The organism is Staphylococcus kloosii, assembly GCF_003019255.1.
GTDB lineage: Bacteria > Bacillota > Bacilli > Staphylococcales > Staphylococcaceae > Staphylococcus > Staphylococcus kloosii.
Map to the genome: position 1 here is coordinate 484,867 of NZ_CP027846.1, position 26,988 is coordinate 511,854.

Sequence of the window (26,988 nt, forward strand, 5' to 3'; positions counted from 1 at the left end):
ATAAGGGGGTTCTGATATGAAAGAACGTGGTTATATAGAACGTTTATGGAGAGAAGAAAAATATCGTGTACTCGCACATAGTAAACAACATTATGACGAAATACGAGAGCTATTAAAGCAAGGCCCATCCTATACAATGGTTAAAGATAAAATTGATGAAGCCTTAATAATAACGCCGACAATAGGATCTACAATCAATGCATTCGACCACATGTGGGGTTATTTTAAAAATAAAGCGACAGCAAATGAAAAAGAGCAATATTTAACATTGAAGCGGCAATTCCAAAATAAACAAATTGACGCATCGCTGATAAAACAGTTTTTAAAAGATATGGCAGAGGAATATGATGTGCAATATTTAATAAACAGCACAGCTTTATATAGATAGACGAGGAGGATAAAAAATGAATCTTGGAGTTATTTTAAATCGAGTTTTTAGAATCAATGATAATCCGTTATTCCATTTTATTAATGAACATAAAGAAGATATTGATCAACTTGCGATATTAATACCTATCGAGGATATGTCAGACGTCAATAAAGTTAAACAACAATATTATTATGACGTAGCTGGGAGTTTTATTGAGGAATTAAAGCAATATAATATTCAACCATTTATAATACCTTACAATAAATTAGAAGAGTTATGTTATAACTTAGAACTCACACATGTATTAATGGCTAAGGATATTATGAGTTATAATAAAGAAGAAAATGATTATCCTCATATTAGTGCTAAATTAAAACAACAGAAAATCAAAATTATAAGTAGACGCGTTAACCATTACTTACAACCTTCGGTAACTTTTAATAAACAACACGAACCATATAAGGTTTTTACAAGCTTTTATAAAGCTAATAGAGATAAGATAGTTAAAAAACCTACATATAATTATAAACTTAACGATATAAGCAGCCTCTGCGTAAAAGGGGAAAACAAGACTGAAATTACATTTAGTTCTGATAAAGATCTTGAACAGCAATCTATTAAAGCTTGGCAAGCATTTTTAAAAAATGATATAGGGTATTACGCTTCAAATAGAGACGATGTAGCACAAGCATATGTAAGTGGCATGAGCATTGATTTAGCATATGGCTTACTTGATATTACTATGGTAATGAATGATCTATTAGATGATTATCCGAATGATGAGGAAAATTACGAGGCTTACATTAGAGAATTAATGTTTCGAGAATTTTACTATGTATTAATGACCCAATTTCCAGAAACAGCACATCAATCATTTAATGAGAAATACCGTAAGTTGAATTGGTCTTATAGTAAAGCAAACTTTAAAGCTTGGACTGAGGGGAAAACAGGATTTCCACTAGTTGATGCTGCGATGCGTAAATTAAATAGAACAGGACATATGCACAATCGCTTAAGAATGGTCGTATCTCAATTTTTAACAAAAGATTTATTTATAGATTGGACATGGGGTGAAGCATATTTTAAAAAATATTTGATCGATTACGATAACGCTTCGAATGTTCACGGTTGGCAATGGTCGGCTTCAACTGGTACCGATGCCGTACCTTACTTCAGAATGTTTAATCCTAGTACACAAGGTGAGCGCTTTGATAAAAACGCTTATTTTATTAAAGAAGAATTACCGATTTTTGATGATGTACCAGCTAAATATATTCATCATCCAATGTCATATGTTGAACGTTTAAAAAAAGATTACGAGATTGAATTAGGAAAAGATTATCCGAAAGAACTTGTAGATCATAAAGCAAGTAGAGACTATGTCATGACTAAATTTAAAAACGTTGGTAAATAAAATATGGAAGTATAATTCGCTATAAAATTAGAAACAATAACGAATTTCTTATATGAAATTTACTTTTAAGTGTTTCGGTTGGAAAAATCCTGGGAACAATAAGTAACAAATAAAGAGAATAAGTTACAAAAATAGCTAAATCTTATTCGAGTATTACATTAGTGTTACAAAGGTTTAGTGTTAGAAATATGCTCTCGAAACTTTCACGATAGTTTTGAGAGCATATTTTTATGTCTATTTTTAACGATTTTAGTGTAATTAGGATGTAATGAAGTGCCTATTTTTTTTATTTGCCTGTAACCTACACCCTTTTTTTAGATGTTATAGTGATTACAGCAAATTAATCATATAAAACTTATTACCTTATAGGAGGATTTTTTAAATTATGAAAAAAACAGTATTAACTTCAACAATAGCTTTAGGATTAGGTGTAACAGGATTAGCGACAGGACATCATGCAAACGCAGCAGAAACTACTGGAGCTGACCATGCACATTTAGCACAATTAGCGCAAAATAACCCTTCTGAATTAAACGCGAAACCAGTTCAAGAAGGTTCATATAATATTAGCTTTAACCAAAATGGTACTAACTACCACTTCTCATCAAATGGCAAAACTTGGTCTTGGGGCTTCGGTGGAGGTTCTGATCAAGCATCAACTAGTGAACAAGCTCAACCACAACAACAAACTCAACAATCTGCTCAAACTCAAGAGCAACCAAAACAACAAGAGCAAACTCAACAACCTGCTCAAACTCAAGAACAACCAAAACAACAACAAGCACCACAAACTGAATCAACTCAACAACCACAACAAGAATCTACTTCAAGTAATTCAAGTTCAAGTGATGACAGCGGTTCTTCAGTAAACGTTAACGATCACTTAAAATTAATCGCTCAACGTGAATCAGGTGGCGACATCCATGCTACAAATGCATCTTCAGGTGCATCAGGTAAATATCAATTCTTACAAACTACATGGGATTCAGTAGCACCTGCTCAATACAAAGGTCAACCAGCTTCATCTGCTCCTGAATCAGTACAAGACGCTGCAGCTGTTAAATTATACAACACTGCTGGTGCTTCACAATGGGTAACTGCATAATTTTAAACTAAATTATGTATAACTATTTATAATAAGCCCTATCTCAAGAGAGGTAGGGCTTATTTTTTTATGTTATTTCATCAAAATAACTATAAAAGTACTATTGCAATGCGTTTTACCCATAAAGATAAAATAACTATGATAATCTTAATATTGAGAGCAATATGTACATGAATAAACGAATGAAAGGGAGCGTAATTTATGAAAAAATTTATTAACGCCACTATTTATGGCGTACCGGATGCTACTGAATTTATCATTGACGATAATGGGCAATTCAAAGCGGTTGGTAATAATCTTGAAGAAGTCAATGAAGCAATAGATTTAGAAGGAAGATTAGTGTTACCTCCTTTCGTAGATCCGCATGTACATTTAGACTATATTTTCACAGGGTTAGGCGAAGGTAACGCTAATGTTTCCGGTACATTATTTGAAGGCATTCAGCGTTGGAGTGACAATAAAAAAGAACTAACAGAAGAAGTCGTACGCGAACGTGCGCTAGCTGGTATTCGTAAAGAAATGAATAAAGGTGTTCAATTTATCCGTACTCATGTTGATATAACAGATCCAGATTTAACAGGTATGAAAGCAATGTTGAAACTACGTGATGAGTTAAAAGACTACGTCACAATTCAATTAGTCGCATTCCCTCAAGAAGGTTTCTTTAGATTCGAAGGCGCCGAGCAATTAATGGAAAAAGCATTAGAAATGGGTGCTGATGTTGCCGGAGGTATTCCACACTTTGAAATCTCATACGAGCACGGTGTAGAATCATTACGTCGCATTATCGCGATGGCTAAAAAATATAATACACAGATTGATATTCATTGTGACGAAAATGATGATCCTAATAGTCGATTTTTAGAAGTATTAAATGCCTTAGTTATGGAAGAAAACTATGGTCAATATACGACAGCGAGCCATACTTGCAGTTTTGGTGCGGTTGAAAATAGTTATGCCAATAAAATGATGGGCTTATTTAGAGAATCAAAAATTAACTTTATTGTGTGCCCAACTGAAAATATGCATTTACAAGGTAGAGGAGATAACTATCCAGTTCGTCGTGGCATTACACGCGTGAAAGAACTATTAAATAATGGTAATAATTTAGCATTTGCCCAAGACTCAATTGCTGATTACTTCTATCCTTTAGGTAATGGTAATATGATGAATATTTTAGATAATGGTATTCATTTAGCACACTATACACATATTGATGAAATTAATAAAGCATTGGACTTAATTACTTATAATAGCGCAAATATTTTACGAGTAAATGAGCAATACGGTATAGAAGAAGGTAAACCAGCAAACTTTATCGTCATAGATGCACAAGATGCTTATGAAGCAGTTCGTGAACGCGCTGAAGTTATTACTTCAGTACGTAATGGAGAATATATATTTAAACGTGCACCTAGAAAAAATGATATAGAAATAGATTTCTTAAAAAATTAAACTGCACTTATTATTTATAATAGCTAAAACGTCTGATTGTTAATTTTCTTTTTGGGGTAAATTAATAATGGATGAGGTGAATGATAATGACAAATATTTCTTGCAAACGTATTTTATTAACTGGTTTAGCAGGTGGATTAGTCGGCGGTATGGTTAAAATGGGCTGGGAAAGTATCGTCCCACCTAGGACGCCAGAACGTGATGAAGAACCGCCACCAGTAACGATGATGAAACAATTTAAAGTGCCAGACAGTATTCAAAATTATACTGTGACGTATAATAGTAATGAAATACCATTAGCAGTTATGGGTATTCACTATGGATTTTCCGTCGCTAACGCATTTGTTTATGCAATATTAGCAGAGAAATGTTATAAAATTACATTAGGTAAAGGATTGTTATTTGGTGTTGCAATTCATGTTATCTTTCATGAATGGTTATTGCCAAAATTAAAACTAACACCTGAAGCGAGCGAATTGCCTATTCAAGAGCATGTTTCTGAATTGCTAGGACATATTATATGGATGAATAGTATAGATTTATTCAGAAATGCAGTTAAATAATATATACAATTATCTTCAGTGGTTCCAATAAATGGAATCACTGTTTTTTTACATTAATATGTTGGATGAAATTTTCCAAATATAAATACTTGTGCAATACATAATTACGTGAAGTTAGGGTATAAGTTATGCATAAACTACGTAGGGGAGGCTACTATTTGTTATGCGATTGAATAAATTAACAGTAGTGTTTTGGGTTGCCCTAGCGGTTTGTACTTTATTCGTTGTTTATGGTGCTATATGGCCTAAACAATTAGAAACGGGTACTCAAGCAATTACGAATTTTATAGCAGTAAATTTTGGTTGGTATTATTTATTGTTAGTTTTAGTAATACTTATTGTCTGTGTTTATTTATTATTTTCTAGATATGCTTCAATTACTTTGGGAGAAGAAGGCGAAGAACCCGAGTTCTCACTTAAGTCATGGTTCGCCATGTTATTTAGTGCTGGTATGGGCATGGGTCTTGTCTTTTGGACGACGGCTGAACCAATCAGCCATGCATATACGTTAACGCCGATTCATAAAGCTGGTACACAGACGGCAATTAACGATGCGATGCAGTTTGCCTTTTTCCATTGGGGTATACATGCATGGGCAGTTTACGGCATTGTTGCCTTAGTATTTGCATATTTTAATTTCCACAAAGGATATCCGGGTTTAGTGAGTGCAACGCTCACACCAATATTTGGTACAAAAATGATGAGAGGACCTATTGGTGGTGCTATTGATGTTTTAGCCATTATTGCGACGGTTACAGGTGTCGCAGCAACTTTAGGATTTGGTGCGTTACAAATTAACCAAGGCTTACACTTTTTATTTAAAACACCTTCGAATTTTGCCATGCAAGTAGCGATTATTATTATTGCTACGATATTATTTACATGGTCTGCGTGGTCAGGTATTGATAAAGGAATAAAAAGTTTAAGTAATATTAATATGGTTTTGGCATTTGTAGTGTTAGTAGGATTATTTATCGTAGGCCCGACATTACAAATTTTAAATACATTTACGAATGCATTGGGAGATTATATTTTTAATTTCTTCAAAATGAGTTTACGTATTCCACAAAGTGGTGGAGAGAAATTCCAATGGGTGCAACAGTGGACGTTGTTCTATTGGGCATGGTGGATTTCATGGGCACCATTCGTAGGTATCTTTATTTCTCGCGTGTCACGTGGTAGAACAATTAAAGAATTTATTTTAGGTGTCTTATTTGTGCCAGCACTTGTCTGCTTTATATTCTTTGCAGTCTTTGGTGCTTCAGCAATCTTTGTGCAACAACATGGCATTGCCAATATTGCTAAGGAAGCAACTGAAACAGCGACGTTTGCAACGCTAGAACATTTCCCATTGGGCTTTGTCCTAAGCATACTTACATTATTTGTCATCATGATTTTCTTCGTAACTTCAGCAGACTCCGCAACGTATGTGTTAGGTATGTTAAGTTCTAAAGGTGAAATTAACCCATCTGGTATCGTAAAAGTAAGTTGGGGTGTAATCTTAGCTTTATTCGCAATTATTATGATATACACGGGAGGCACGCAATCGATTCAAAACCTCTTGATCATTGCGGCGCTACCTTTCTCCCTTGTCATAATCTTTATGATGTGGGCATTGTTTAAATCCCTAGCTTTAGAAAAGCCGCGACATACCAATAACAAACTGTACGTCGGGGATGAAAAGTTATTGCATTATCGGAAAGTAAATCAAGACGTTATTGAAGAAAATAGCGATCAACAACATACAACTAAATAAATTTGATATTGAGGCTGTGGCGTATAATGTCACAGTCTTTTTTTGTGGGCGATTACTTTTTGCATTCTATATTTTTTGAAAATCAATTTATTTTTTATCTTATTATATTGGCCGTCTTTCATCGACTTAAATACTGTGGTATGGTTTTTAAAAGCGTTTACATAAAAGGGGGAATCAATATGGAATGGTTAAAATTAATTGGTATTGTCATTATCATTGTCGGTTTTTTATTAAAAATTGACACGATTGCGGTCGTCTTAATCGCGGCAATAGTGACGGGGCTTGTATCTGGTATGGATTTTACAGATATCTTGTCTACTTTAGGAAAAGCATTTACTGATAATAGGTTAGTGACTTTGTTTTTACTAACGTTACCAATGGTTGGTTTGATTGAACGCTTCGGCTTAAAACAACAAGCTTCTAAGTTGATTGGTAAGATTGATAAGGTCACAAGTGGTAGGCTGATGACCGTTTATTTAGGCGTTAGAGAATTAGCGGGGCTTGCATCTATTAGAATAGGGGGACATCCTCAATTTGTGCGACCGTTGATTAATCCAATGGTACAAGGTGCATTACGTACGCGTTTTAAATTAAACAGTAAGCAAGTAGAGGATAAGGATGTAGAACTTATTAAAGCTCAAACATCGGCGATGGAAAATTACGGTAATTTCTTCGGCCAGAATTTATTTGTCGGTGGCGCAGGTATTTTATTAATGGTGGGTACTTTTAAATCGTTAAAGATTAATGTCGATGCGGTTGATTTAGCTCTAGCATCTGTACCTATAGCACTTATTACCTTTGTCATTGTGTGGCTTAATAATATGCGCTTAGATCGCTATTTCCAACGTAAATATGAACAACAAGAGGTGACGAAAGATGAGTAGTCAAACTTTAGATACTTTGTTAGAAATATTTTATGTGTTAATTGGTTTGCAATTGTTTTATACAGCCTTACGTGTTTTAAAGGCACAGGATAAAAGTAAGAAATATGGTACGGCGTTATTTTGGATTATTTTAGGCGTATTATTTATTTTTGGACCTTACATACCAAGCAGCATTAACGGTGTCTTGATATTATGCATGGGTGCACTGACTTTATTCAAACAAGTAGCAATTAAAAATATTGTAGACGTTACTGATAAAGAAGTAGCAGAGGGTGCAACAAAATATGGTAATAAACTTTTTATTCCTGCTATCGTTTTAGCGGTAGTAGCCGTCGTAGTATCGAATTGGACGCCACTTGGAGGTGCAGTTGGCTTAGGTGTAGCTTCTATCGTCGGTATAATCACTGCGGTAGTCGTAATTAAACCTAAAGCTTCTTACATTTTATATGATAGTGATAGACTGACACAGCAAGTTGGGACAGTCGGTATCTTACCACAATTTTTAGCCGCATTAGGTGTGCTATTTACGGTGAGTGGTGTAGGTAACGTCATTTCTAAAGGGATATCATCATTTTTACCAGAAGGTAATCATTTGATTGGTGCCACGGCTTATATTATAGGCATGGTCTTATTTACAATGTTGATGGGTAATGCGTTTGCAGCTTTTACAGTTATCACAGCGAGTATTGGTATGCCATTCGTTATTGCGCAAGGCGGAGATCCTGCGATAGCTGGGGCGTTAGCAATGACAGGTGGCTTTTGTGGTACTTTACTAACTCCGATGGCTGCGAACTTTAATACATTGCCAGTTGCTTTACTCGAAATGAAAGAAGAATTTGGCGTTATTAAAGCACAAGTTCCTATTGCCCTTACGTTGATTATCGTACATATCGTATTAATGTATTTTTGGGCATTTTAATTATAAGGAGGAAACATTATGAAAATATTAATAGCAGCATTTGATCCATTTGGTGGAGAGAAAGTAAATCCAGCGTTAGAAGCGGTAAAGCAATTGCCAGAGCAAATTGGTGAACATCATATTACAAAATTAGAGATTCCTACCGTGTTCCATGAATCAAAAGATGTACTAGCAGAAGCCTTGTCTCAAGACAGTTATGAAGCTGTGTTAACGATCGGACAAGCCGGCGGACGCTTCGAATTAACGCCCGAACGTGTTGGCATTAATATTGATGATGCACGTATTGCGGATAATAAAGGGAATCAACCTATTGATGCGCTAATTCAACCACAAGGAGCTCCGGCTTATTTTTCTAATATGCCAGTGAAAGCAATGACTGAAGCCATTCAAAATGCTGGTGTACCGGCACGATTGTCAAATACAGCCGGTACCTTTGTCTGTAATCATATTTTATATCAAATGGGGTATCTACAAGCGACATCTTATCCAGAGCTGTTATTTGGCTTTATCCATGTGCCGTTTATACCTGCACAAGTTGCGACGAAACAAAATGTACCTTCAATGTCTTTAGACACTATTGTGCAAGGTTTGACTGCGGCAATCAAAGCGATATCTAACTCAGATGATAGCCATGTAGCATTAGGAGAAACGCATTAAATCGAATAATATGTATAAAAACGCCCTCTATCAATAAATGATGAGGGCGTCTTAGTTATCTAAAGTAAAGATAACCCTAGTGGGAGTGGGACTACAAATGTATTTAAGCATTCATAGTCCCGCTCTATTTTATTATTCATGTCTTTAACCAAGCATTAATTAGTCAATTTGAATATTTGAACTTGTGTCTTCTTGTTGTGATTTAGGAAGTTTCACGTGAAGCATTCCGTTATTGTAAGAAGCAGTAATATTGTCTTTATCTATATTATTAAATGAAAATTGTCTACTTACATTGCTGTAACTACGTTCACGTTGAATAACGCGACCTTCGTCATCTTGTTCTTCATTTTCAACTGTTTGTTTTCCTGCAATAGTTAAAATATTGTTGTCGAATTGAAGTTGTATATTGTCTTTATCCATACCAGGTAATTCTGCTTCTACCTCATAAGCATCGTCTAATTCTTTAATGTCAGTTTTTATATTTTGACTTGGAAATTGATCAAAGAATTGACGGCCAAAATCTTTAAAGAAATCACTTGGGTTCACGTCGAAAAATGAGTTGTTGAAAGGTTTCATTTCAAATGCCATAAAACATCTCTCCTTAATCTTGTGATTGGCGTATCGGCATAATCAGTAGTAATTATTTATTATTTGTATTATGCCTTCTTTAACCTTACAACTATATAATAGCACAAAGGTCAAAGAAAGTCAAAGTCAAAAAACTTATTTTGACTTTTTGAGATATTAACTGACTTTATCGATATTTAAGAAATAGTTAATACTAGTTAATCCTAAGTTAATGTGATTTTTGAAGCGGTCTTATTATGATTAAAACATAAACTAAATTGAAAGAAGGAAATCATATGAACATCAAAACATTAGTATTTTCAACGACTATTGCAGGGACTTTATTATTAGGCGCTTGTAACAATATGGAAGATAAGAAAGATGAAAAGTCAGAGACAAAAACAGAAATGAAAGACAATCAAAAATCTACTGACAACGCTAAAGTAGAAAAAGAGGGTACGTTCAAATCTGAAAACAAAGAAAAAGTAGAAGGAAAAGCAATGATCAAAGACGGTAAACTTATGCTTACTGATTATAGCTCATCTAAAGGCCCAGACTTATACGTATACTTAACTAAAGGTAACAAAATTAAAGAAGGTGAAAAAATTGATGCCGTTAAACACGATGAAGCGTCACAAACATTTGACCTTAAAGACATAGATGCTGAACAGTATGACACAGTAACAATATACTGTGATAAAGCACACGTTATTTTCGGATCAGCTAAGTTAAAATAATATGGCGGGCGGGGAAGTATTATTAATGTAAGTTAACAATACTTTGCTGCCTTTTTTAGGAGTGAACACAATAATGATAGGAAAACTAATAATATTATTTATTCGCTTAGGTACAGGCAGTTATATGTTATTTCAAGGTTACGAAAAAATAACTGGCGGTTTTGCGGTAGATGGGTTAGTACCCGTAATTAAAGAAAATCAAGATTCACCATATTGGTATAAAGACTTTTTCGAATATGTCGTAGCACCTAATTTAGAGTTGTTTAAATGGATAATTCCTTTAGGAGAAATAGCGATAGGATTGGCGCTAATTTTAGGCGTATTGTCATATACAGCTAGCTTTTTCGGTGTGTTTATCATGTTGAATTATATTTTGGCAGACATGATATTTACATACCCAACACAACTGTTTTTCTTTATAATATTATTAATGAATAAAGAAACGATGAAGACATTAAGTTTAAGTCATTTCTTAAAAAGGACAACAGGTAAGGATTGAGAAGAATGAATCATGTATTAATCGTAGATGATGAACAAGATATTAGAGAAATTTGTAAGACCTATTTTGAGTTTGAAGGTTATGAGGTAACAACTGCTTGCGATGGCAAGGACGCGCTCAGCAAGTTAAATGATGGTGTGGATTTAATCATTTTAGATATTATGATGCCCGAGCTCAATGGTTATAAAGTTGTAGAGGAAATGAAAGCACAAGGTTTAGATATTCCTTACATTTATTTAACTGCAAAGACGACTGAAAGCGAGACAATATATGGCTTAATGCTTGGCGCAGATGATTACGTTAAAAAACCATTCAGCCCAAGAGAATTGGTCATACGTGCTAAAAATATTTTAGCTAGAGCATCACAAAAACCCACGCACAAAGATATAATTGAATGTGGTAGTTTAATACTCAATAATTTAACTAAGACAGCAGAAATTAACGGACAAGAATTAGGATTCAGAATAAAAGAATTTGAATTGCTATGGTATTTTGCAACGCATGAAACAATAGCTATTTCCAAGTCAGAATTGTTAGAGAAAGTATGGGGCTATGCGTATTACGAAGACATGAACACATTAAATGTACATATACACCGCATTAGAGAAAAATTAGAAGCCTGTCAGTATGATGAATATACAATAGCTACGGTGTGGGGACTTGGTTATAAGTTCCAAAGGAGTGTTTAATATGTCCATTCGTAAACAATTATTTTATGCATTTATAGTTTCAATACTCATTACGACACTTTTTGTTTGCGTGCTATATAAATTAATGTGGTTTAACGCGCATCAAACGATTATGTTAACATTAGGGTCCTTTATTTCTAGTATGATTACGATGATTATAGCAATATTTTTATTAGCGCCAACGATTCAAAAAATAGAACAATTAAACATCCAAACACAACAAATCGCACAAGGTAATTTTAATATTGAAAGTTTACCAATAACATCTCCCAAAGAATTAAAAGAATTAAATATTTCATTTACTATGATGATAGCTAAAATTCAAGCACAAATGGCTGATATTCAATTAGAACAAGATGAAAAAATAGCGATGATTCAAAACTTAGCACATGATTTAAAAACCCCCTTAGCAAGTATTAAATCTTATTCAGAAGGGCTTAAAGATGGCATTATTCATGACACCGAAGATATAGCAGCGGCTTATCGCATTTTAATAACTCAAACAGACCGTTTGTCACAAATGTTTGATGATTTAACAGACTTAATAGCTGTAAATCGTACCGAACAACTACAAGCAACGATTAATATGGATCAATTGTTAATTCCAGTATTAGAAAGTTATCAGCAACAATTAACGACAGAACATAGAGATGTACAATTAAATATAGATCACACCATCCCTCCATTTCAACAAGACAAAGTAGCACTCGAAAGAATCATTACCAATTTTATCGACAACGCATTGAAATTCTCAGCTAAAGGCACACCGATTAAGATAGACGTTAACAACCCCTCTAACAATCAACTAGCAATATCGGTGACTGATAAAGGCATAGGTATTAAAGAATCACAATTGCCACATATTTTTAAACGCACGTATCGCGTAGAAGCATCCCGCAACAAATCGACGGGCGGCACAGGTTTAGGTCTGTATATTGCACAGACTTTAGCCGAGCGTATCGGTGGCGATATTAAGGTTAATAGCGTTTTTAGTAAAGGTACTACGATAACACTCACTTTTCCAATACAATCATCTTAAAGGGAGAGAGACAAAAATCTTATTTTTATAAGAAGATTTTGTAGTCCCACCCCGGCAAGGATGACTAGAGTTGAAAGACGCTTGATATAAGCGTATTTTCAATTCAGTCATCTACTGCCAATATGAAAAAAATGAGCCTGAAGACACGATAATGTCTAAGGCTCTTTTTAATTAATAAAAAAGTGCATATTAAATAGTTAACAGGGGTAAACTATAGCAATAAGTAACTTTTCTTGAATTATATGTAAGCGATTACATATAGTTGGTATAAATACATAAAACAATGAGTTAGGAGCATGATTATGAAGGATAAAGTAATTATTGTAACTGGTGGCAGTAGCGGTATGGGGAAAGCAATGGCTAAACGATTTGTTGAAGAAGGCGCCAATGTCGTTATAACTGGACGTACGCCTGAGAAATTAGAAGCAACCAAGCAAGAAATAGAACAACGTGAAGGGCAAGTACTGTGTGTAGCAATGGATGTTCGAGATCCTGAAAAGGTACAACAGACAGTCGATGAAACACTAGAGCAATTTGGTAAAATTGATGGTTTGGTAAATAATGCAGCAGGTAATTTTATTTGTCCGGCTGAAGATTTATCGCTAAACGGTTGGAATTCTGTTATTAATATCGTATTAAACGGTACTTGGTATTGTACGCAAGCTGTTGGTAAGCATTGGATTGAGCAAGGGCACAAGGGTGTTATCGTTAATATCGTTGCGCCTTATTCATGGACTTCAGGTCCTGGCGTTATCCATTCAGCAAGCGCTAAAGCGGGTGTGCTATCAATGACACGTACAATCGCTATAGAATGGGGCTCTAAATATGGAATACGTGCTAATGCGATTGCTCCGGGTCCCATAGACAATACTGGAGGCGCTCAACGCTTGACGCTATCAGAAGATGCACGTCAACAAACGTTAGATAGCGTGCCATTAAACCGCATGGGTCAACCAGAAGAAATTGCTGGTCTAGCACGCTTTTTATTCTCAGATGAAGCGAGCTACATCAATGGCGATTGCATCACGATGGACGGTGGCCAATGGCTAAATCGTAATCCGTTTTAAAGTAAAGGGAATAAAAAAATCACGTCCACCTTATTAAGATGGGCGTGATTTTTAGTTATATTATTGATTTACTAAATCTTTGAAGTTTTCTAAGCGTTTTGCTTTTTCTTCTTCGCTGATATCGTGTTTTTGAACGTAACGGTTTCTTTCATGTGCTGCACATTCGTGTGAACATGCACCTAAATAACGCTCTTCGTTTTCTTCAGAAACTAAGATCTGACGGTTACATTCAGGGTTGCTACAGTTGATATAACGTTCACATGGTGTACCATCGAACCATTCTTTACCAACAACTGTTTTGTCTACTTGGTTAATTTCTACGCTAATACGTTCATCGAATACGTACATTTTACCGTCCCAAAATTCGCCTTTTGTTTCAGGGTCTTTACCGTAAGTTGCAATACCATCTTTAAGTTGGCTTACATCTTCGAAACCTTCTTTTAATAACCAGCCAGAGAATTTTTCACAACGGATACCACCAGTACAATAAGTGACAATTTTCTTATCCATAAATTGTTCTTTGTTTTCTTTTATCCAGTCGGGTAAGTCTCTGAATCTAGTGATGTTAGGACGGATAGCCCCTCTGAAATGACCTAAATCATATTCATAGTCATTACGTGCATCAATAACGACCGTATCGTCTGATTGTAATGCATCTCTAAATTCAGTAGGTGATAAATATTTACCTGTTAATTCTTTAGGATTAACGTCGTCTTCAAGATCTAAAGCGACAATTTCATTTCTTGGACGTACGTGCATTTTTTTGAATGCATGACCTTCAGCTTCGTCGATTTTGAAGACGATATCACTGAATCTAGTGTCAGCTCTCATGTGAGCGATATAATTATCAGTTACTTCTTTAGGCCCAGACACTGTACCATTAATACCTTCAGAAGATACTAAAATACGACCTTTTAAGTCGTTGTCCTTACAAAATTGTAAATGCTCAGCTGCAAAAGTTTCGGGGTCATCAATCGTTACGTATTTATAAAATAACAATACTCTATAATCCATTATACTAACTCCTCTTAATTTTTAATGTTGTCTTTAATCATTTATATAAAGTGCCTGTGTGGTTGAATGATATAAGTACTAATGATTTATACCTTGCACCCTTGAGGTATTTTTATTTATGAAGGGGCAAAGAAATTCCATACTATATTTTAACAAAAAAGCGATAATATTCAATGTATTAATATAATTAAGTTTACTCTTTTTCCGTAATTTAAGAAATAGGGTAGGGGGAAATAGTTACGAAACTTTGGTGAACAATGATTGGGAAGATGTGTAATTATAAACTCAAATATAATAAATTTCAATTTTAACATAGGGGTTAGTCTGCCGTTTGTCTGAAGTTACAGTGCGGGTTGTATAAAAAGTAAAGTAACTTAACCAGGGCGTTAATATAATTTTATGTGTTTTGTGTAATATTTTAATTTTAAAATAAACTTGCTTTATATGTAACATTTTGGTAATATTGTAATCGAATCGTAACACGATTCAAAAAGAAGGGGTTGAGTGTCATGAATAAACTTGTAAAATTAGTATTATCTAGCACAATTGTTTTAGGCACTGCAATGGGCGCAAATGTAGTACAAGATAATGAGACTAGCACTGAAGCACATGCGGCAACCAAACCTTGGTATAACTACACAGGGTATACAGCATCACAAGGTAGTTTTGTCTTAGATCAGAATTTCATTAACGCTGTTAAATATAATAACTTCACAATTAATGGTTATACTATGGATGGCAAAGTTAGTGAAAAGGGTTCTAAATTTGTTTATCCATATGACCAAAAAATTGCAAAGACAAGTAAAAATACAGGTTCTGTTGTATATTTAAAATTAGGAAAGAGTGTTACGAGCAAACAAATTATTGATAAATATGGAAAACCAGAAATAGATAATGTGACTGAAAAAACTGGGGATTATCGTTATCACATTGGTTATTCTTCAATTGATTTTTATGTAAAAGATGGTTATGCATATAAAGCGATGTTAGATACACATTATAATAAGAATTAATTAAGTTTGAAATTGTAAAAAATAATTTAGAAAATCCTTATAAATATTAAAAAATCAGACCTCCTGTCTTCTAAGTAGGAGGTCTGATTATTTTAGCGAATGTCTTTGACGACTTTACCACCAATGCCAACAACTTTAATATTGTCTGGATGTTTGATTAACCCGATGTCGTCTAATGGATTGTTATCTACCATGATGAAGTCGGCTTTTTTGTTGATTTCTACCGTACCTAAGTAGTCTTGGTAGCCGAGGCATTCGGCTGAGGTTTGTGTTGATGCTACGATGGCTTGCATAGGTGTCATACCATGCTCGACCATTAATTCTAATTCGCGTAAGTTGGTACCGTGTTTAAAGACGCCTGCATCTGTTCCCATAGCAATTTTCACGCCGGCTTTTACTGCTTTATTAAAACTTGTCGTATGTGCATCAATTACTTCTTTAGACTTATGAATGGATGTTTCTGACATGCCTAATTCATCGGCAAATTCTATAACAGAAACTGGTGCTAATAATGTTGGTACAAGGAACATATTTTTAGCTTTCATGCCTTCAATTGCTTCATCGTCTAAATAAATGCCATGTTCGATAGAATGAATGCCTGCTTCGATACAATTTTTTACGCCTTGTAATCCTTGAGCATGGGCCATCACTTTACGGTTATCTCTAAATTGTGCTTCCTGTACCATAACTTTGAGTTCTTCAACTGAAAATTGAGCATAGTCTGGGTGGTCAGTAGGACTAGTAACGCCACCAGTTGCATGGACTTTAATTACGTCGGCACCAGCTTGTAGCATTTGACGTACTTTTTTGCGTACTTCTTCTACACCATCACAAATACCATTAGGTAAACCGGGATAATCTTCTAAAAAGCTAGGCATGACAATACCAGATTTAGTCAGTTTATCACCATGTCCACCAGTTATAGTCAAAGCGTTAATGCTTACTTGCATGCGTGGCCCTAAAATCAAACCGTCTTGAACTGCTTCTTTAATACCTTGATCGGCACCTAATGCGTCACGTACTGTTGTTACACCGCAATCAACGGTACGTTTCAAATGGTCGATTGCTTGATAAAAAGTATATGAAAAAGGTGTAGCTAATTTTTGTGCTAAAGGTTTCATTTCTTCCATAAGATGCACGTGGCTATCTATCATGCCGGGCAATAAATATTTACCTTGTCCATCAATAACTTCATTATCCTCAACATTAAGATTTGCGCCGATTACAGCAAATTCATCATTTTGTATATACACATCTACGTTGCTTTGTACCTCGCGTCCTGTTCCATCTATCAAATTAATATTTTTAATTAACATTGTATCCCTCCATTTGTTATTTCATAAAGTTCATCAATATACCTGTTAAAATAACCGAAGCTACGGTTACGGAAGTAAAGCCACCGATTAACATTGGACTTAGTAATTCTTTGAACAGTGCTTCGCGTTCTTTTTTATTTTTAGCCATCGTACGACTCACTTCTTCACATAACATAAAGTCACCAGGGAAACCGTATAAGGCGGTTAATGCTACTGGTAAAGCTTTACTGTAACGCCAACCAATAAGTTTAGCGGCAATTGCACCACCAATTAAAATACCAATCGTACCAATCAACAATATAAGTAAAATTGCTGGCAAGTGATGCCATAAGTCATGTGGTGTTACGTCTCCCATAGAACCGATAACGATGAGCATTATCATTACAAGAATAAGTGAAAATGATTTGTTTTTCTCTAACTCAGCTTGTTGAAATAGGCCTAATTTTAAACCGATAACCCCAAAGGCTAAACTAATTAGCGAATAGTGAATGTGTGTCACTTCACCTATTAAAAATGCCAAACTTGCTAAGACGAACATAATAAATAAGCGTAATATGTCGTTTTGTAAAATAGGAAAACGATCGTGTATTGATTCAGCTTGTTGTTCTTCTTCAATCATCGTAGCTTCTTCAGTTGAATTGTATTCATTTTCTAAATAGTGTTTGCTGTAACGTTTCATAATTATTGAACTTAAAGGTAAACCAATCACGCCTTGTAAGCCTTGAACTAAGGCAGGTAAGACGATTAAATAACCTAAATGTAATTCTTTTAATTTATCGATTGTAATTAACAAGGCTACGATACCCCCTGAAATAGGGCCAACACCTGATGCAGCGATACGGAAATCGTAAACGAGTGATACGATCGTTAAAATGGCGACAGTAGATCCCATAATCCCAAAAATAGAAATAACGACGGCTTTCCACTGTTTCTTTAATGTTGCGAGAGGCATCATCGTCCCCATATGCATAATCGCTGGCGCAATCGCAAGCGCACCTAATGACGGTATAACAGCCGAATCCAAAATGTTCTTAGGAAATACGCCGAACCATTTGAGCAGTAGAAAGCTGACCATTGCCGTAAGTAACATCGGTATCCTCGCCTTAGATAAGGTCGAAATAACTTCTCCAAGCGCAATCAACGCAAATAGCGCTGTTGCAGAAATAATAGGTTCACTCCACATAAAACTTCCCCCTCCCCAAAATGAGTTAGTAAGTATCATAGCACTTATAAAGTAAGTTGTTAACATTAAATTAAGAATTTTCAGAAAATATATTTGTGATTTGATAATTAAATTATTATTAGTGAAATTAGAAAATTGATTGACTTAAAGTATTGATGCAAACTTATAAAAATTTTAGTGCAGTAAAGTGACTTTGTAACCTAATATTTATCATGATTTGTGTATGTTTTTACATATATATAACTGTCATATTATTGTATTTTTTACAATTTTAAGAATTTTTTATTTTTCTTAAAGTTATGTGTAATCGTCTTGAAATAGCATTATGTAGGTATATTACGAATTTTATATTAATAGGTTAATGATAAAAATTTATTAAATGCCTATTGTATTTAATATAGATGATGATAGAATTAAGTTAATGAAAATGATTATCAATGTCACTTTCAACTAGTTTTATTGGATTTTTTTGCGAAAGGTTATAGGTAAGTCATTATGAAATTCTTCTTCAGTAGTATCTTTCTATTTATAGTTTTACTGTTGTTAACGATTCTTTCTCTGTTTATAGGCGTAAGTAAGGTATCAATCACCGATATATTCCACTTAACCAAAGAGCAAACTAATATTATCGTTTCAAGTCGTATACCTAGGACGGTCAGTATTTTAATTTCTGGGAGCACTTTAGCGCTTGCGGGGTTAATAATGCAGCAAATGATGCAAAATAAATTTGTGAGTCCTACGACGGCAGGTACGATGGAATGGGCCAAATTGGGGATTTTAATATCTATGTTATTTTTTCCTCAACAAAACATTCTTATTAAATTGATCTTTGCGGTAGGTTTAAGTCTTTGTGGGACTTTCCTATTTGTGAAATTAGTGCAGTACATCCGTTTTACAGACGTTATTTTTATTCCTTTATTAGGTATTATGCTCGGTGGTATTGTTTCTAGTTTTTCAACATTTATAGCGTTGCAAACCAATACAGTTCAAAGTATTGGCAACTGGTTAAATGGTAATTTTGCGATTATTACTAGTGGTAGATACGAAATCTTATACTTAAGTGTTCCATTATTATTTCTTACATATATATTTGCGAATCATTTTACAATTGCGGGGATGGGAAAAGATTTTAGTAGCAACTTAGGCGTTAATTACGAAAAGATAGTCAATATAGGATTGTTTATATCGGCAATCATTACGGCGATTGTCGTAGTTACTGTTGGGACATTACCGTTCTTAGGGTTAATCGTTCCAAATATTGTGTCAATTTTTAAAGGAGATAACTTAAAGAATGCATTGCCGCATACGGCTTTATTAGGGGCAATCTTTGTCATGTTCTCCGACATCATTGGTAGAGTTATTGTTTATCCGTATGAAATAAATATCGGCTTAACTATCGGCGTCTTTGGCACTATTATTTTTATAATCTTGCTGATGAAAGGACGACACAATTATGCAAATGACTGATAAAACAAAATTACTGTTCCTAATGATATTAACAGTAATAGTCGGTGGGCTTTACCTTATCGTAGGTATTAACTTTGATATTTTCGAGTACCAATTTTTCAGCCGGTTAAGAAAGTTATGCTTGATGTTGTTAGTTGGGGGTGCCATTGCATCATCAGTAGTCATTTTCCAAGCGATTACGAATAACCGTTTATTAACACCGTCAATCATAGGCCTGGACGCTGTCTATATGTTTGTGAAGGTATTAATTGTCGTTGTGTTTGGGGTGCAATCAGCTTTAGTGACCAATACATATTATAGCTTTGCTATTAGTTTAGTTGTCATGATTGTATTTTCATTATTCCTCTTCCAAGGCATTTTTAGTATGGCTAACGTTTCAGTCTACTTTATATTACTAATTGGTGTTGTATTAGGGACATTTTTTAGAAGTTTAACAGGGTTTTTAGAGTTAATCATTAATCCAGAAGATTTTCTTGCCGTACAAAGTTCAATGTTCGCAAACTTCGATGCTTCTAACAGTAAATTGATGTTGCTAAGTACTTTTATACTCGTTATTTTAGTTTTAATTACCGTATTTTTTATACCGTACTTAGACGTGCTGTTGTTAGGGCGCAGTCATGCTATTAATTTAGGTATTTCTTATAAAAATTTAACGCGCTTATTGTTAATTCTTGTTGCAATACTTGTATCTGTATCGACTGCATTGGTTGGTCCTATTACATTTCTTGGATTATTAACGGTTAACCTTGCCCGTGAAATGTTAAATACGTTCAAGCACAAATATATTTTACCCGCGACGATATGTATTAGTTGGTTAAGTTTATTTATTGCACAAGGCGTAGTGGAAAACTTATTTGAAGCAACAACTCAAGTCAGTATTATTATTGATTTAGTAGGTGGTAGCTACTTTATCTATTTATTAGTCAAAAGGAGGCATTCAAATTGATTAGTATTCAAGGAGTTAATAAAACGATTCAAGACAAGCCGATTTTAAAAGATATCAATGTTGATATTAAAAAGGGACGTCTAACTTCCATGATTGGACCTAATGGTGCTGGTAAAAGTACGTTGTTATCGATTATTACACGACTTATAGAGTCTGATAATGGCGAAGTGAAGATTGAGGATAAGGCAATCACTGACTATAAAAGTAATGAATTAGCGAAAAAGTTATCGATTTTAAAACAAACGAACCATACAGAATTAAATATCACTGTAGAGCAATTAGTGGAATTCGGACGTTTTCCATATTGCAAAGGGCGCTTGAAAAAAGAAGACAAAGAACAAGTAGAATACGCGCTCGAAATCTTGCAGTTACAAGAAATTAGAGATCGTTATTTAAAAACATTATCTGGTGGTCAAAGACAACGTGCATATTTAGCAATGACGATTGCGCAAAATACGGATTATATCTTATTAGATGAACCATTAAATAATTTAGATATGAAACATTCTGTACAAATTATGCAAACATTACGTCGACTTGCAAAATCTCTAAATAAAACAATTATCGTGGTTATCCATGATATTAATTTCGCTTCTTGTTATTCAGACGATATTATCGCGCTTAAAGATGGAGAAATAGTCGAAGCGAGTGCGAAGGACGATGTTATACAACCCGATGTATTGAATACGCTATATGATATGGAAGTGCGCATCGAAGATGTTATGGGACAGCGTATTTGCATTTACTTTGATGAAACGACCGTTAACGAGGCGCCTTATTTAGCACAGACTTTATAAAAAGTAACGCTTTGCATTGAAGGGAGTGAGGCCACTTTAAATTTATAACAAGTTTAGGGTGTATATCAGGGGGACAAAAAATTAAAATATAGAGGAGTTTAGATATGAAGAAATATGCTTTAATACTTATAGTAGGTTTAATGTTTTTATTAGCAGCTTGTAACAACGGAAAATCGGGTGACGACAAGGGAACTAAGTCAGAATCGAAAAATGAAACTGTAAAAATTGAAAATAATTACCAAGCAAGTGGTGAGAAAAAAGACGGTAGCGATGCAAAAGATGTAAAAGAAACTGTCGAAGTACCTAAAAATCCTAAGAATGCAATTGTGTTTGATTATGGGGCATTAGACACATTAAAAGAATTAGGACTTGAAGATAAAGTAAAAGGACTACCTAAAGGCGAAGGTAACAAATCGTTACCAGACTTCTTAAGTGACTTTAAAGATGATAAATACATAAACACTGGTAACTTAAAAGAAGTTAATTTTGACAAAGTAGCAGAAGCTAAACCTGAAGTGATTTTCATTTCTGGTCGAGTAGCAAATCAAAAAAATCTTGATGAATTTAAAAAAGCAGCACCAAAAGCTAAAATTGTATACGTTGGTCCAGACGCTAAAAATAGCGTAGATTCGATGAAAGATAGCGCGAAAAAACTTGGACAAATTTATGACAAAGAAGACGAAGTTAAAGATTTAAATAAAAAACTAGACGATAAGATTGCAGGAATTAAAGAAAAAACTGAAAAAGTAAAAGATAAAAAAGCAATGTTCTTACTAGTTAATGAAGGTGAATTATCAACATTTGGCGCTGGACAACGTTTCGGTGCAGTTGTATTTGACACTATGGGCTTCAAACCTGCTGATAGTAAAATAAAAGGCAGCAACCATGGTCAAAACATAACAAATGAATACATTGCTCAGAAAAACCCTGGTATCATCTTTGCGATGGACCGTGGTCAAGTAGTAAGTGGTAATTCTACAGCTAAGAAAACATTAAGCAATGATGTTATTAAAAATGTAGATGCAGTGAAAAATAATAAAATCTATGAATTAGATCCAAAATTATGGTACTTCTCAACTGGTTCAGTAACAACGTTAACGAAACAAATTGATGAAGTAGAAAAAGCAATGGATAAAAAATAATAATGACAAGTAGCATAATTAGTTACACATAAATGAATAAACACCCTGCAAATTGTCTAGTGGTTAAGACAAATGTAGGGTGTTTGTTATTACCTAGAAGCACATTCAAAACAATATAAATGATTGTCTTGGTGAATGCCATTCAAGAAGCCATCCATACAATATACATTTTTATGACATAGTTCACACTGTCCGACTAATTCTTTCATAATAACACCTCATATATGATTCATTTATTTGAAGACTTTGTGAATATTTATAATCAATATTATGAATTTTAAACTAAAAAATAACTTAACCGGTTGAAAGTAACGTATTTCAGTATTATAAAGGAGTTAAGAGCCATTGCATTAACCGTTGTTGATAAAAAATTTAACTAAAGGAGTTAATAATAATGAACAAAAGATACGTTAAAGTTTTTGCTTTATATGCCTTATGTAATGTAATTCCACAGTTAGTGACAAAAAGTTTTAAAGTTAAAAAGTCAGTGCCACAAATCCTACTAGGGTATACGCTATTTGCACTAGGTCTTAAATACATGACATATTTAAAAATGAATAAATAATCATATAGATGAAGAGTCTGGGATATCGTAATATTTCCAGACTCTATTTTTATATTGTCAGTATATGATGGAAGTGAAATAAGTTTTTATTAAGGTTTTTCAACTCTAGTCAATTTTGGTGGGCGAGATATACAATCATTTTATATTCTATCTCGTTCACTTTATTTATTTTCTAGTAATTCTTTGAGTACGACGGCTTGATTATGTTCCGTATCTTTTGCAGCATAAAGTAGTACTATATCGTTATTCGAACGCGCAATCTCTTGTAATTCTTCGAACGCTTCGTTTTGGTCATCATTTTCACGCAATTCCTTTTCATATTTTTCTTTGAACGCTGCATAAAGTTTTGGATCGTGATTAAACCATTTTCTTAATTCACTCGTTGGAGCGACTTCCTTCAACCAGTGATCCAAATGCGCATCTTCTTTAGAGATACCTCTAGGCCATACTCTATCCACAAGAATACGCGTCCCTTTATTATCCTTTGCGTCATAAATACGTTTAATTGTAACTGTCATCTTTTATCACCCTCTATAAATACATTACCCGGAAAATAATAAGTTAAAATTTATTAGTCATGAAAGATAGAAATGTATAAGAAATGATTAATGGAGTGTAGGAAAACTAAGAAAATATATTTTTATGAGCTTAGATATAAATTTCCATAATAGTTTATTGATAATAGATGATTGAATTGAAAATACGGTTATATCAAGATTTATTTACTATGTGTATCTGTTCAATATAAGTTATTTAAATATTTTTTAATAAAAAGTGAACTTAATAAGGAGATAATACGTATATTTTAATGAGTAGAAAACAAAGGGGGCCTTACGCAATAATAATTAGATTTATAGTTTGTTAGCAAGTTACTTTTTTAGCGTAAGAATTAGATATTTAAACAACATGAATAAAGCATAATAAAAATAAAAAAAAGGGGTGCGGATTTATGAATAATAAATTATTAGTATTTTCATCTTCAGCGTTAGCGACAGGTTTACTATTAGGATTAGGAACAAGTGGTGCAGCACATGCAGATACGACGATGAATCAAGACAACATGAATGAAAATATGAATCAAAAAGATATGATGATGAATCAAGGTAATATGGGCAACATGAATGGAAATATGAATCAAAAAGCTATGATGAACCAAGGTAACATGGGTGACATGAACGGTAACATGAATCAAAAAGCTATGACGATGAACCAAGGTAACATGGGTGACATGAACGGTAACATGAATCAAAAAGATATGATGATGAACCAAGGTAAGATGGACAACATGAATGGTAACATGAATCAAAAAGATATGATGATGAATCAAGGTAACATGGGCGACATGAATGGAAACATGAACCAAAAAGGTATGATGAATCAAGGTAACATGTGGAACATGAACAATAACATGAACGGCAATATGACTCAAAAAACAATGATGCCATATTATAACTATAATGGTTATACGACATATGATGGTCAATTCACGCAAGATTATGATTTCGTAAGAGCGTTAAAATACGATAACGCCATGATTGATGGTTACAAAGTTAATTCAGCGACTACCGATAAAGATGTAGCTTCTAGTAAGCATGTTGATGATACAATGGTAGATATGAATAAAGATGGTCAAGTCGTGCATATTTCATTTAAAACAAAAGCACATACAGTAAGTAAAGATATGTTCAAAAAAGCACACATGTCTAACCATATGTCTAATGAAGGTAATACAGATAGTGGTTCTTATATCACTTACAAAACTAACAACGGCATGTATACTGCATATTTCGATGACCAAGGCTACTTAATGAAAATTATGATTGGTTAATAGAAAAAGAGTCTCTGATGAGGCTCTTTTTTTATGTGGTTAGTAATTGACTGAATCGAAAATACGCTTGTAACAAGCTGCTTTCAACTCTAGTTAGGGGCTAAAATACAAAACCTTCTTATAAAAATAAGGCTTTTGTCTCGCTCCTTTTCTTATTAATACTATTTGATTTTGAAACATTCATAATACAAATGAATTTTACATATCAAAAAGGGACCACATTAAGTCGTGATCCCATTTAAAATGCATTATAAAGTGTTTATTATACTTTGCTACTAGCCATAATCATTTGCCCTTTAGGCTTATCATTATTGGGAGAAGGTTCTAACGTTAATGCAATCGTGTCCTCTTTATCGATATTCATATGACTTAAATCTGCTACGGCCATTCCTTTGTTATTAGTAGTTGCTAATGTAGCTGCTGCGTGTGGTTTGTCATTTTTTATTACCCAAACCTGGTAGACTTCGTTACCTTTTGTAGCTTTAATATTATTAGCTTCAACCATTAACTTACTATTGTCTTTGTTATTGGAAACATAAGCATGCCCGTTAGTTTCATCTTTACTTTTTGTCATAGGTTTTAATGACATTGAATGAGCTTTATCTTTATTAATCATTGCAGTGTTCTGTTTAGTTGAACTTTTATGATTAAAATACTGCATGCCATTACCTATTAATGATAATAATAAAATTGCTGCCATGATGATAAGAGGAATTTGAGAACGTATCCCTTTCTTCTTACGATATTTATTATCTGATTGTGTCGTGTCTTTGTCATAACGAGTTGAGTCTGAACTGCGATGACTATTTTGATGTGTCTGTGTATATTTTTTAGCGTGATTTTTATTATCAATAGGTTCGCTTTCAGTATCAGTTGATGCATCGTTGCGTTCTTCAATTACTGTGCTTAATATACGTTTTTTCATATCTTTTGGTGGTTCTACTTCTTTATTACTGTAAGGAAGAATATCGTGAAGAACTGCTATTTCGTCCAAAGCTTCATTATATTCAGATGATACTTTTAATTCATGTTCAACATGTGCTTTTTCACTTTCACATAACTTATCGTTGAAATAATCATATATAATATCGACTTTGTTATCTTTCATTTTCTTCACTCTCCCTTCTTAAAATATTTTTTAAATAATCGTTTAAATGTTTAATTGATAACCTTAATCTACTCTTTACCGTGCCTAGAGGCATTTTTAATTTATCGGCAATTTCTTGTTGGCTTAAGCCTTTAAAATAAAATAAGGAAATGATTGTTTGTTGGTCCTTACTTAAATATGAAATAATCTTTTGTAATTCCTCGGAACATTCCTTATCTAATAAATCATATTCCGGTGGGCTATTTGTTTCTATACCGTGAAATTCTTCGTCAAAACTGCGCTCTATATCTTTTCTTTGTCGCAAAATATCTATGGCTCTATTACGACATAGCGTAATGAGCCAAGTCGATAACTTACCTTTTTCAGGTTTGAAAATAGCTTTTTGATGCCAAATTTTCATAAATATATCCTGTAAGACCTCTTCACTTGATTGCTGGTCTTGAGTGATTTTATAAGCTAAATTATATAACAATGATTCATAACGATCATAAAGCTTTTCCAAGCTCGCACTGTCTTTGTGCTCTACAATTAGCTGATAAAGCTCATTTTCATCTAGCATTTTTTCCCCTCCTTGTTGAAAAATCAACAAAACACCTAAATTAACCACATAAATTTATAGCATGCTGTAATAAATATACGTATTAAAAAAAGAAAAAGTTCATCATACCGGATGAACTTTTTTAAGATGCATTGCTCAAAATATTAAAATACAACTCATTATGAACTTAAAAGAGTGCAAAATACCAATAAAAACCTTTAGCGATAATTTAAATAAAGGGAGATAGGAATAAAATTTTAATGATAAACGACGTAAAATGTCTTCAATTCTGAAATTTGAGTATCTTTTTAATAAACTTAAATTATGAAACCAAACAAATATAAAAGTAG

Annotated in this window: 28 protein-coding genes; 21 read left to right on the forward strand and 7 right to left on the reverse strand. The window is 33.8% G+C overall.

The features are described 5' to 3' along the window. Nucleotides 1–16: 16 nt before the first annotated feature. The 9 genes from C7J89_RS02370 (at nt 17) to pcp (ending at nt 9,123) form a co-directional block, all read left to right on the forward strand. The gene (locus C7J89_RS02370) at nt 17–388 is read left to right on the forward strand and encodes a YbgA family protein (protein WP_103294527.1); all 372 of its coding nucleotides are present in this window, start codon (nt 17–19) and stop codon (nt 386–388) included. Nucleotides 389–404: 16 nt separating this feature from the next. Then, on the forward strand, nt 405–1,784 hold the full coding sequence (locus tag C7J89_RS02375) for a cryptochrome/photolyase family protein (protein WP_103294526.1): 1,380 nt from the start codon (nt 405–407) through the stop codon (nt 1,782–1,784). 385 nt (nt 1,785–2,169) lie between these two features. Then, nucleotides 2,170–2,889: a transglycosylase family protein gene (locus C7J89_RS02380; protein ID WP_061853952.1), complete on the forward strand. Its 720-nt coding sequence runs from the start codon at nt 2,170–2,172 to the stop codon at nt 2,887–2,889. Between the two features lie 201 nt (nt 2,890–3,090). Next, the gene (locus tag C7J89_RS02385) at nt 3,091–4,344 is read left to right on the forward strand and encodes an amidohydrolase family protein (RefSeq protein WP_103294525.1); all 1,254 of its coding nucleotides are present in this window, start codon (nt 3,091–3,093) and stop codon (nt 4,342–4,344) included. 86 nt (nt 4,345–4,430) lie between these two features. Further along, on the forward strand, nt 4,431–4,907 hold the full coding sequence (locus tag C7J89_RS02390) for a DUF1440 domain-containing protein (protein ID WP_103294524.1): 477 nt from the start codon (nt 4,431–4,433) through the stop codon (nt 4,905–4,907). A gap of 163 nt (nt 4,908–5,070) precedes the next feature. Then, nucleotides 5,071–6,663 (forward strand): BCCT family transporter, encoded by a 1,593-nt coding sequence (locus C7J89_RS02395; RefSeq protein WP_103294523.1) that lies wholly within the window; start codon nt 5,071–5,073, stop codon nt 6,661–6,663. 179 nt (nt 6,664–6,842) lie between these two features. Then, on the forward strand, nt 6,843–7,547 hold the full coding sequence (locus tag C7J89_RS02400; RefSeq protein WP_103294522.1) for a DUF969 domain-containing protein: 705 nt from the start codon (nt 6,843–6,845) through the stop codon (nt 7,545–7,547). Continuing rightward, nucleotides 7,540–8,466 carry a DUF979 domain-containing protein gene (locus tag C7J89_RS02405; protein WP_103294521.1) on the forward strand — a complete coding sequence of 309 codons (927 nt, stop codon included), beginning with the start codon at nt 7,540–7,542 and terminating at the stop codon, nt 8,464–8,466. Before C7J89_RS02400 ends, C7J89_RS02405 begins: the two co-directional genes overlap by 8 nt. A gap of 18 nt (nt 8,467–8,484) precedes the next feature. Continuing rightward, the gene (pcp, locus tag C7J89_RS02410; RefSeq protein WP_103294520.1) at nt 8,485–9,123 is read left to right on the forward strand and encodes a pyroglutamyl-peptidase I; all 639 of its coding nucleotides are present in this window, start codon (nt 8,485–8,487) and stop codon (nt 9,121–9,123) included. Between the two features lie 159 nt (nt 9,124–9,282). On the opposite strand, the gene C7J89_RS02415 is transcribed toward pcp, so the two are convergent. Then, nucleotides 9,283–9,711 (reverse strand): Hsp20/alpha crystallin family protein, encoded by a 429-nt coding sequence (locus C7J89_RS02415; RefSeq protein WP_061853945.1) that lies wholly within the window; start codon nt 9,709–9,711, stop codon nt 9,283–9,285. A 275-nt stretch (nt 9,712–9,986) separates the two neighbouring features. On the opposite strand from C7J89_RS02415, the gene C7J89_RS02420 reads away from it, so the two are divergent. From C7J89_RS02420 to fadH, 5 genes are all read left to right on the forward strand, one after another. Then, entirely contained in the window at nt 9,987–10,427 is a 441-nt protein-coding gene (locus tag C7J89_RS02420; RefSeq protein WP_103295849.1) for a DM13 domain-containing protein, read from the forward strand. Between the two features lie 76 nt (nt 10,428–10,503). Next, a complete protein-coding gene (locus C7J89_RS02425; protein WP_371860670.1) occupies nt 10,504–10,926 on the forward strand; it encodes a DoxX family protein in 423 nt (140 codons plus the stop codon). A 5-nt stretch (nt 10,927–10,931) separates the two neighbouring features. Then, nucleotides 10,932–11,615 (forward strand): response regulator transcription factor, encoded by a 684-nt coding sequence (locus C7J89_RS02430; protein ID WP_103295848.1) that lies wholly within the window; start codon nt 10,932–10,934, stop codon nt 11,613–11,615. Nucleotide 11,616: 1 nt separating this feature from the next. Beyond that, a complete protein-coding gene (locus tag C7J89_RS02435) occupies nt 11,617–12,654 on the forward strand; it encodes a sensor histidine kinase (protein ID WP_103295847.1) in 1,038 nt (345 codons plus the stop codon). Between the two features lie 302 nt (nt 12,655–12,956). Next, a complete protein-coding gene (gene fadH, locus C7J89_RS02440) occupies nt 12,957–13,721 on the forward strand; it encodes a 2,4-dienoyl-CoA reductase (protein ID WP_103295846.1) in 765 nt (254 codons plus the stop codon). A gap of 60 nt (nt 13,722–13,781) precedes the next feature. Here fadH and trhO read toward each other — a convergent pair whose 3' ends face one another. Next, a complete protein-coding gene (gene trhO / locus C7J89_RS02445) occupies nt 13,782–14,735 on the reverse strand; it encodes an oxygen-dependent tRNA uridine(34) hydroxylase TrhO (protein WP_061853940.1) in 954 nt (317 codons plus the stop codon). Between the two features lie 509 nt (nt 14,736–15,244). Between trhO and isaB (C7J89_RS02450) the strand changes: the two genes are divergently transcribed. Then, the gene (gene isaB / locus C7J89_RS02450; RefSeq protein WP_106884384.1) at nt 15,245–15,748 is read left to right on the forward strand and encodes an immunodominant staphylococcal antigen IsaB family protein; all 504 of its coding nucleotides are present in this window, start codon (nt 15,245–15,247) and stop codon (nt 15,746–15,748) included. A gap of 92 nt (nt 15,749–15,840) precedes the next feature. Here the strand turns inward: isaB (C7J89_RS02450) and C7J89_RS02455 are convergent, their stop codons facing one another. Continuing rightward, complete coding sequence (locus C7J89_RS02455; RefSeq protein ID WP_103295926.1) at nt 15,841–17,064, reverse strand: metal-dependent hydrolase family protein; 1,224 nt, start codon at nt 17,062–17,064, stop codon at nt 15,841–15,843. A gap of 16 nt (nt 17,065–17,080) precedes the next feature. Beyond that, nucleotides 17,081–18,247, reverse strand: coding sequence for a hypothetical protein (locus C7J89_RS02460; RefSeq protein ID WP_103295925.1), 1,167 nt, complete (start codon nt 18,245–18,247; stop codon nt 17,081–17,083). A 495-nt stretch (nt 18,248–18,742) separates the two neighbouring features. On the opposite strand from C7J89_RS02460, the gene C7J89_RS02465 reads away from it, so the two are divergent. The 5 genes from C7J89_RS02465 to C7J89_RS13190 all read left to right on the forward strand — a co-directional run bounded on the left by C7J89_RS02465 (nt 18,743) and on the right by C7J89_RS13190 (nt 23,164). Then, complete coding sequence (locus C7J89_RS02465) at nt 18,743–19,714, forward strand: ABC transporter permease (protein WP_103295924.1); 972 nt, start codon at nt 18,743–18,745, stop codon at nt 19,712–19,714. After that, a complete protein-coding gene (locus C7J89_RS02470) occupies nt 19,701–20,660 on the forward strand; it encodes an iron chelate uptake ABC transporter family permease subunit (RefSeq protein WP_103295923.1) in 960 nt (319 codons plus the stop codon). The genes C7J89_RS02465 and C7J89_RS02470 overlap by 14 nt, the downstream gene beginning before the upstream one ends. After that, nucleotides 20,657–21,457 carry an iron ABC transporter ATP-binding protein gene (locus tag C7J89_RS02475; RefSeq protein WP_103295922.1) on the forward strand — a complete coding sequence of 267 codons (801 nt, stop codon included), beginning with the start codon at nt 20,657–20,659 and terminating at the stop codon, nt 21,455–21,457. The genes C7J89_RS02470 and C7J89_RS02475 overlap by 4 nt, the downstream gene beginning before the upstream one ends. Before the next feature lie 104 nt (nt 21,458–21,561). Further along, entirely contained in the window at nt 21,562–22,599 is a 1,038-nt protein-coding gene (locus C7J89_RS02480; protein ID WP_103295921.1) for a ferrated catecholamine ABC transporter substrate-binding lipoprotein SstD, read from the forward strand. A 394-nt stretch (nt 22,600–22,993) separates the two neighbouring features. After that, a complete protein-coding gene (locus C7J89_RS13190; RefSeq protein ID WP_157881575.1) occupies nt 22,994–23,164 on the forward strand; it encodes a hypothetical protein in 171 nt (56 codons plus the stop codon). A gap of 161 nt (nt 23,165–23,325) precedes the next feature. Here C7J89_RS13190 and C7J89_RS02485 read toward each other — a convergent pair whose 3' ends face one another. Beyond that, on the reverse strand, nt 23,326–23,682 hold the full coding sequence (locus C7J89_RS02485) for a DUF488 domain-containing protein (RefSeq protein WP_103295920.1): 357 nt from the start codon (nt 23,680–23,682) through the stop codon (nt 23,326–23,328). 431 nt (nt 23,683–24,113) lie between these two features. On the opposite strand from C7J89_RS02485, the gene isaB (C7J89_RS02490) reads away from it, so the two are divergent. Next, nucleotides 24,114–24,992, forward strand: coding sequence for an immunodominant staphylococcal antigen IsaB family protein (gene isaB / locus C7J89_RS02490; protein WP_103295919.1), 879 nt, complete (start codon nt 24,114–24,116; stop codon nt 24,990–24,992). A 262-nt stretch (nt 24,993–25,254) separates the two neighbouring features. Here the strand turns inward: isaB (C7J89_RS02490) and C7J89_RS02495 are convergent, their stop codons facing one another. Next, entirely contained in the window at nt 25,255–26,100 is an 846-nt protein-coding gene (locus C7J89_RS02495) for an anti-sigma factor (RefSeq protein ID WP_103295918.1), read from the reverse strand. Then, nucleotides 26,090–26,659 carry an RNA polymerase sigma factor gene (locus tag C7J89_RS02500; RefSeq protein ID WP_061853928.1) on the reverse strand — a complete coding sequence of 190 codons (570 nt, stop codon included), beginning with the start codon at nt 26,657–26,659 and terminating at the stop codon, nt 26,090–26,092. Before C7J89_RS02500 ends, C7J89_RS02495 begins: the two co-directional genes overlap by 11 nt. Nucleotides 26,660–26,988: the final 329 nt, after the last annotated feature.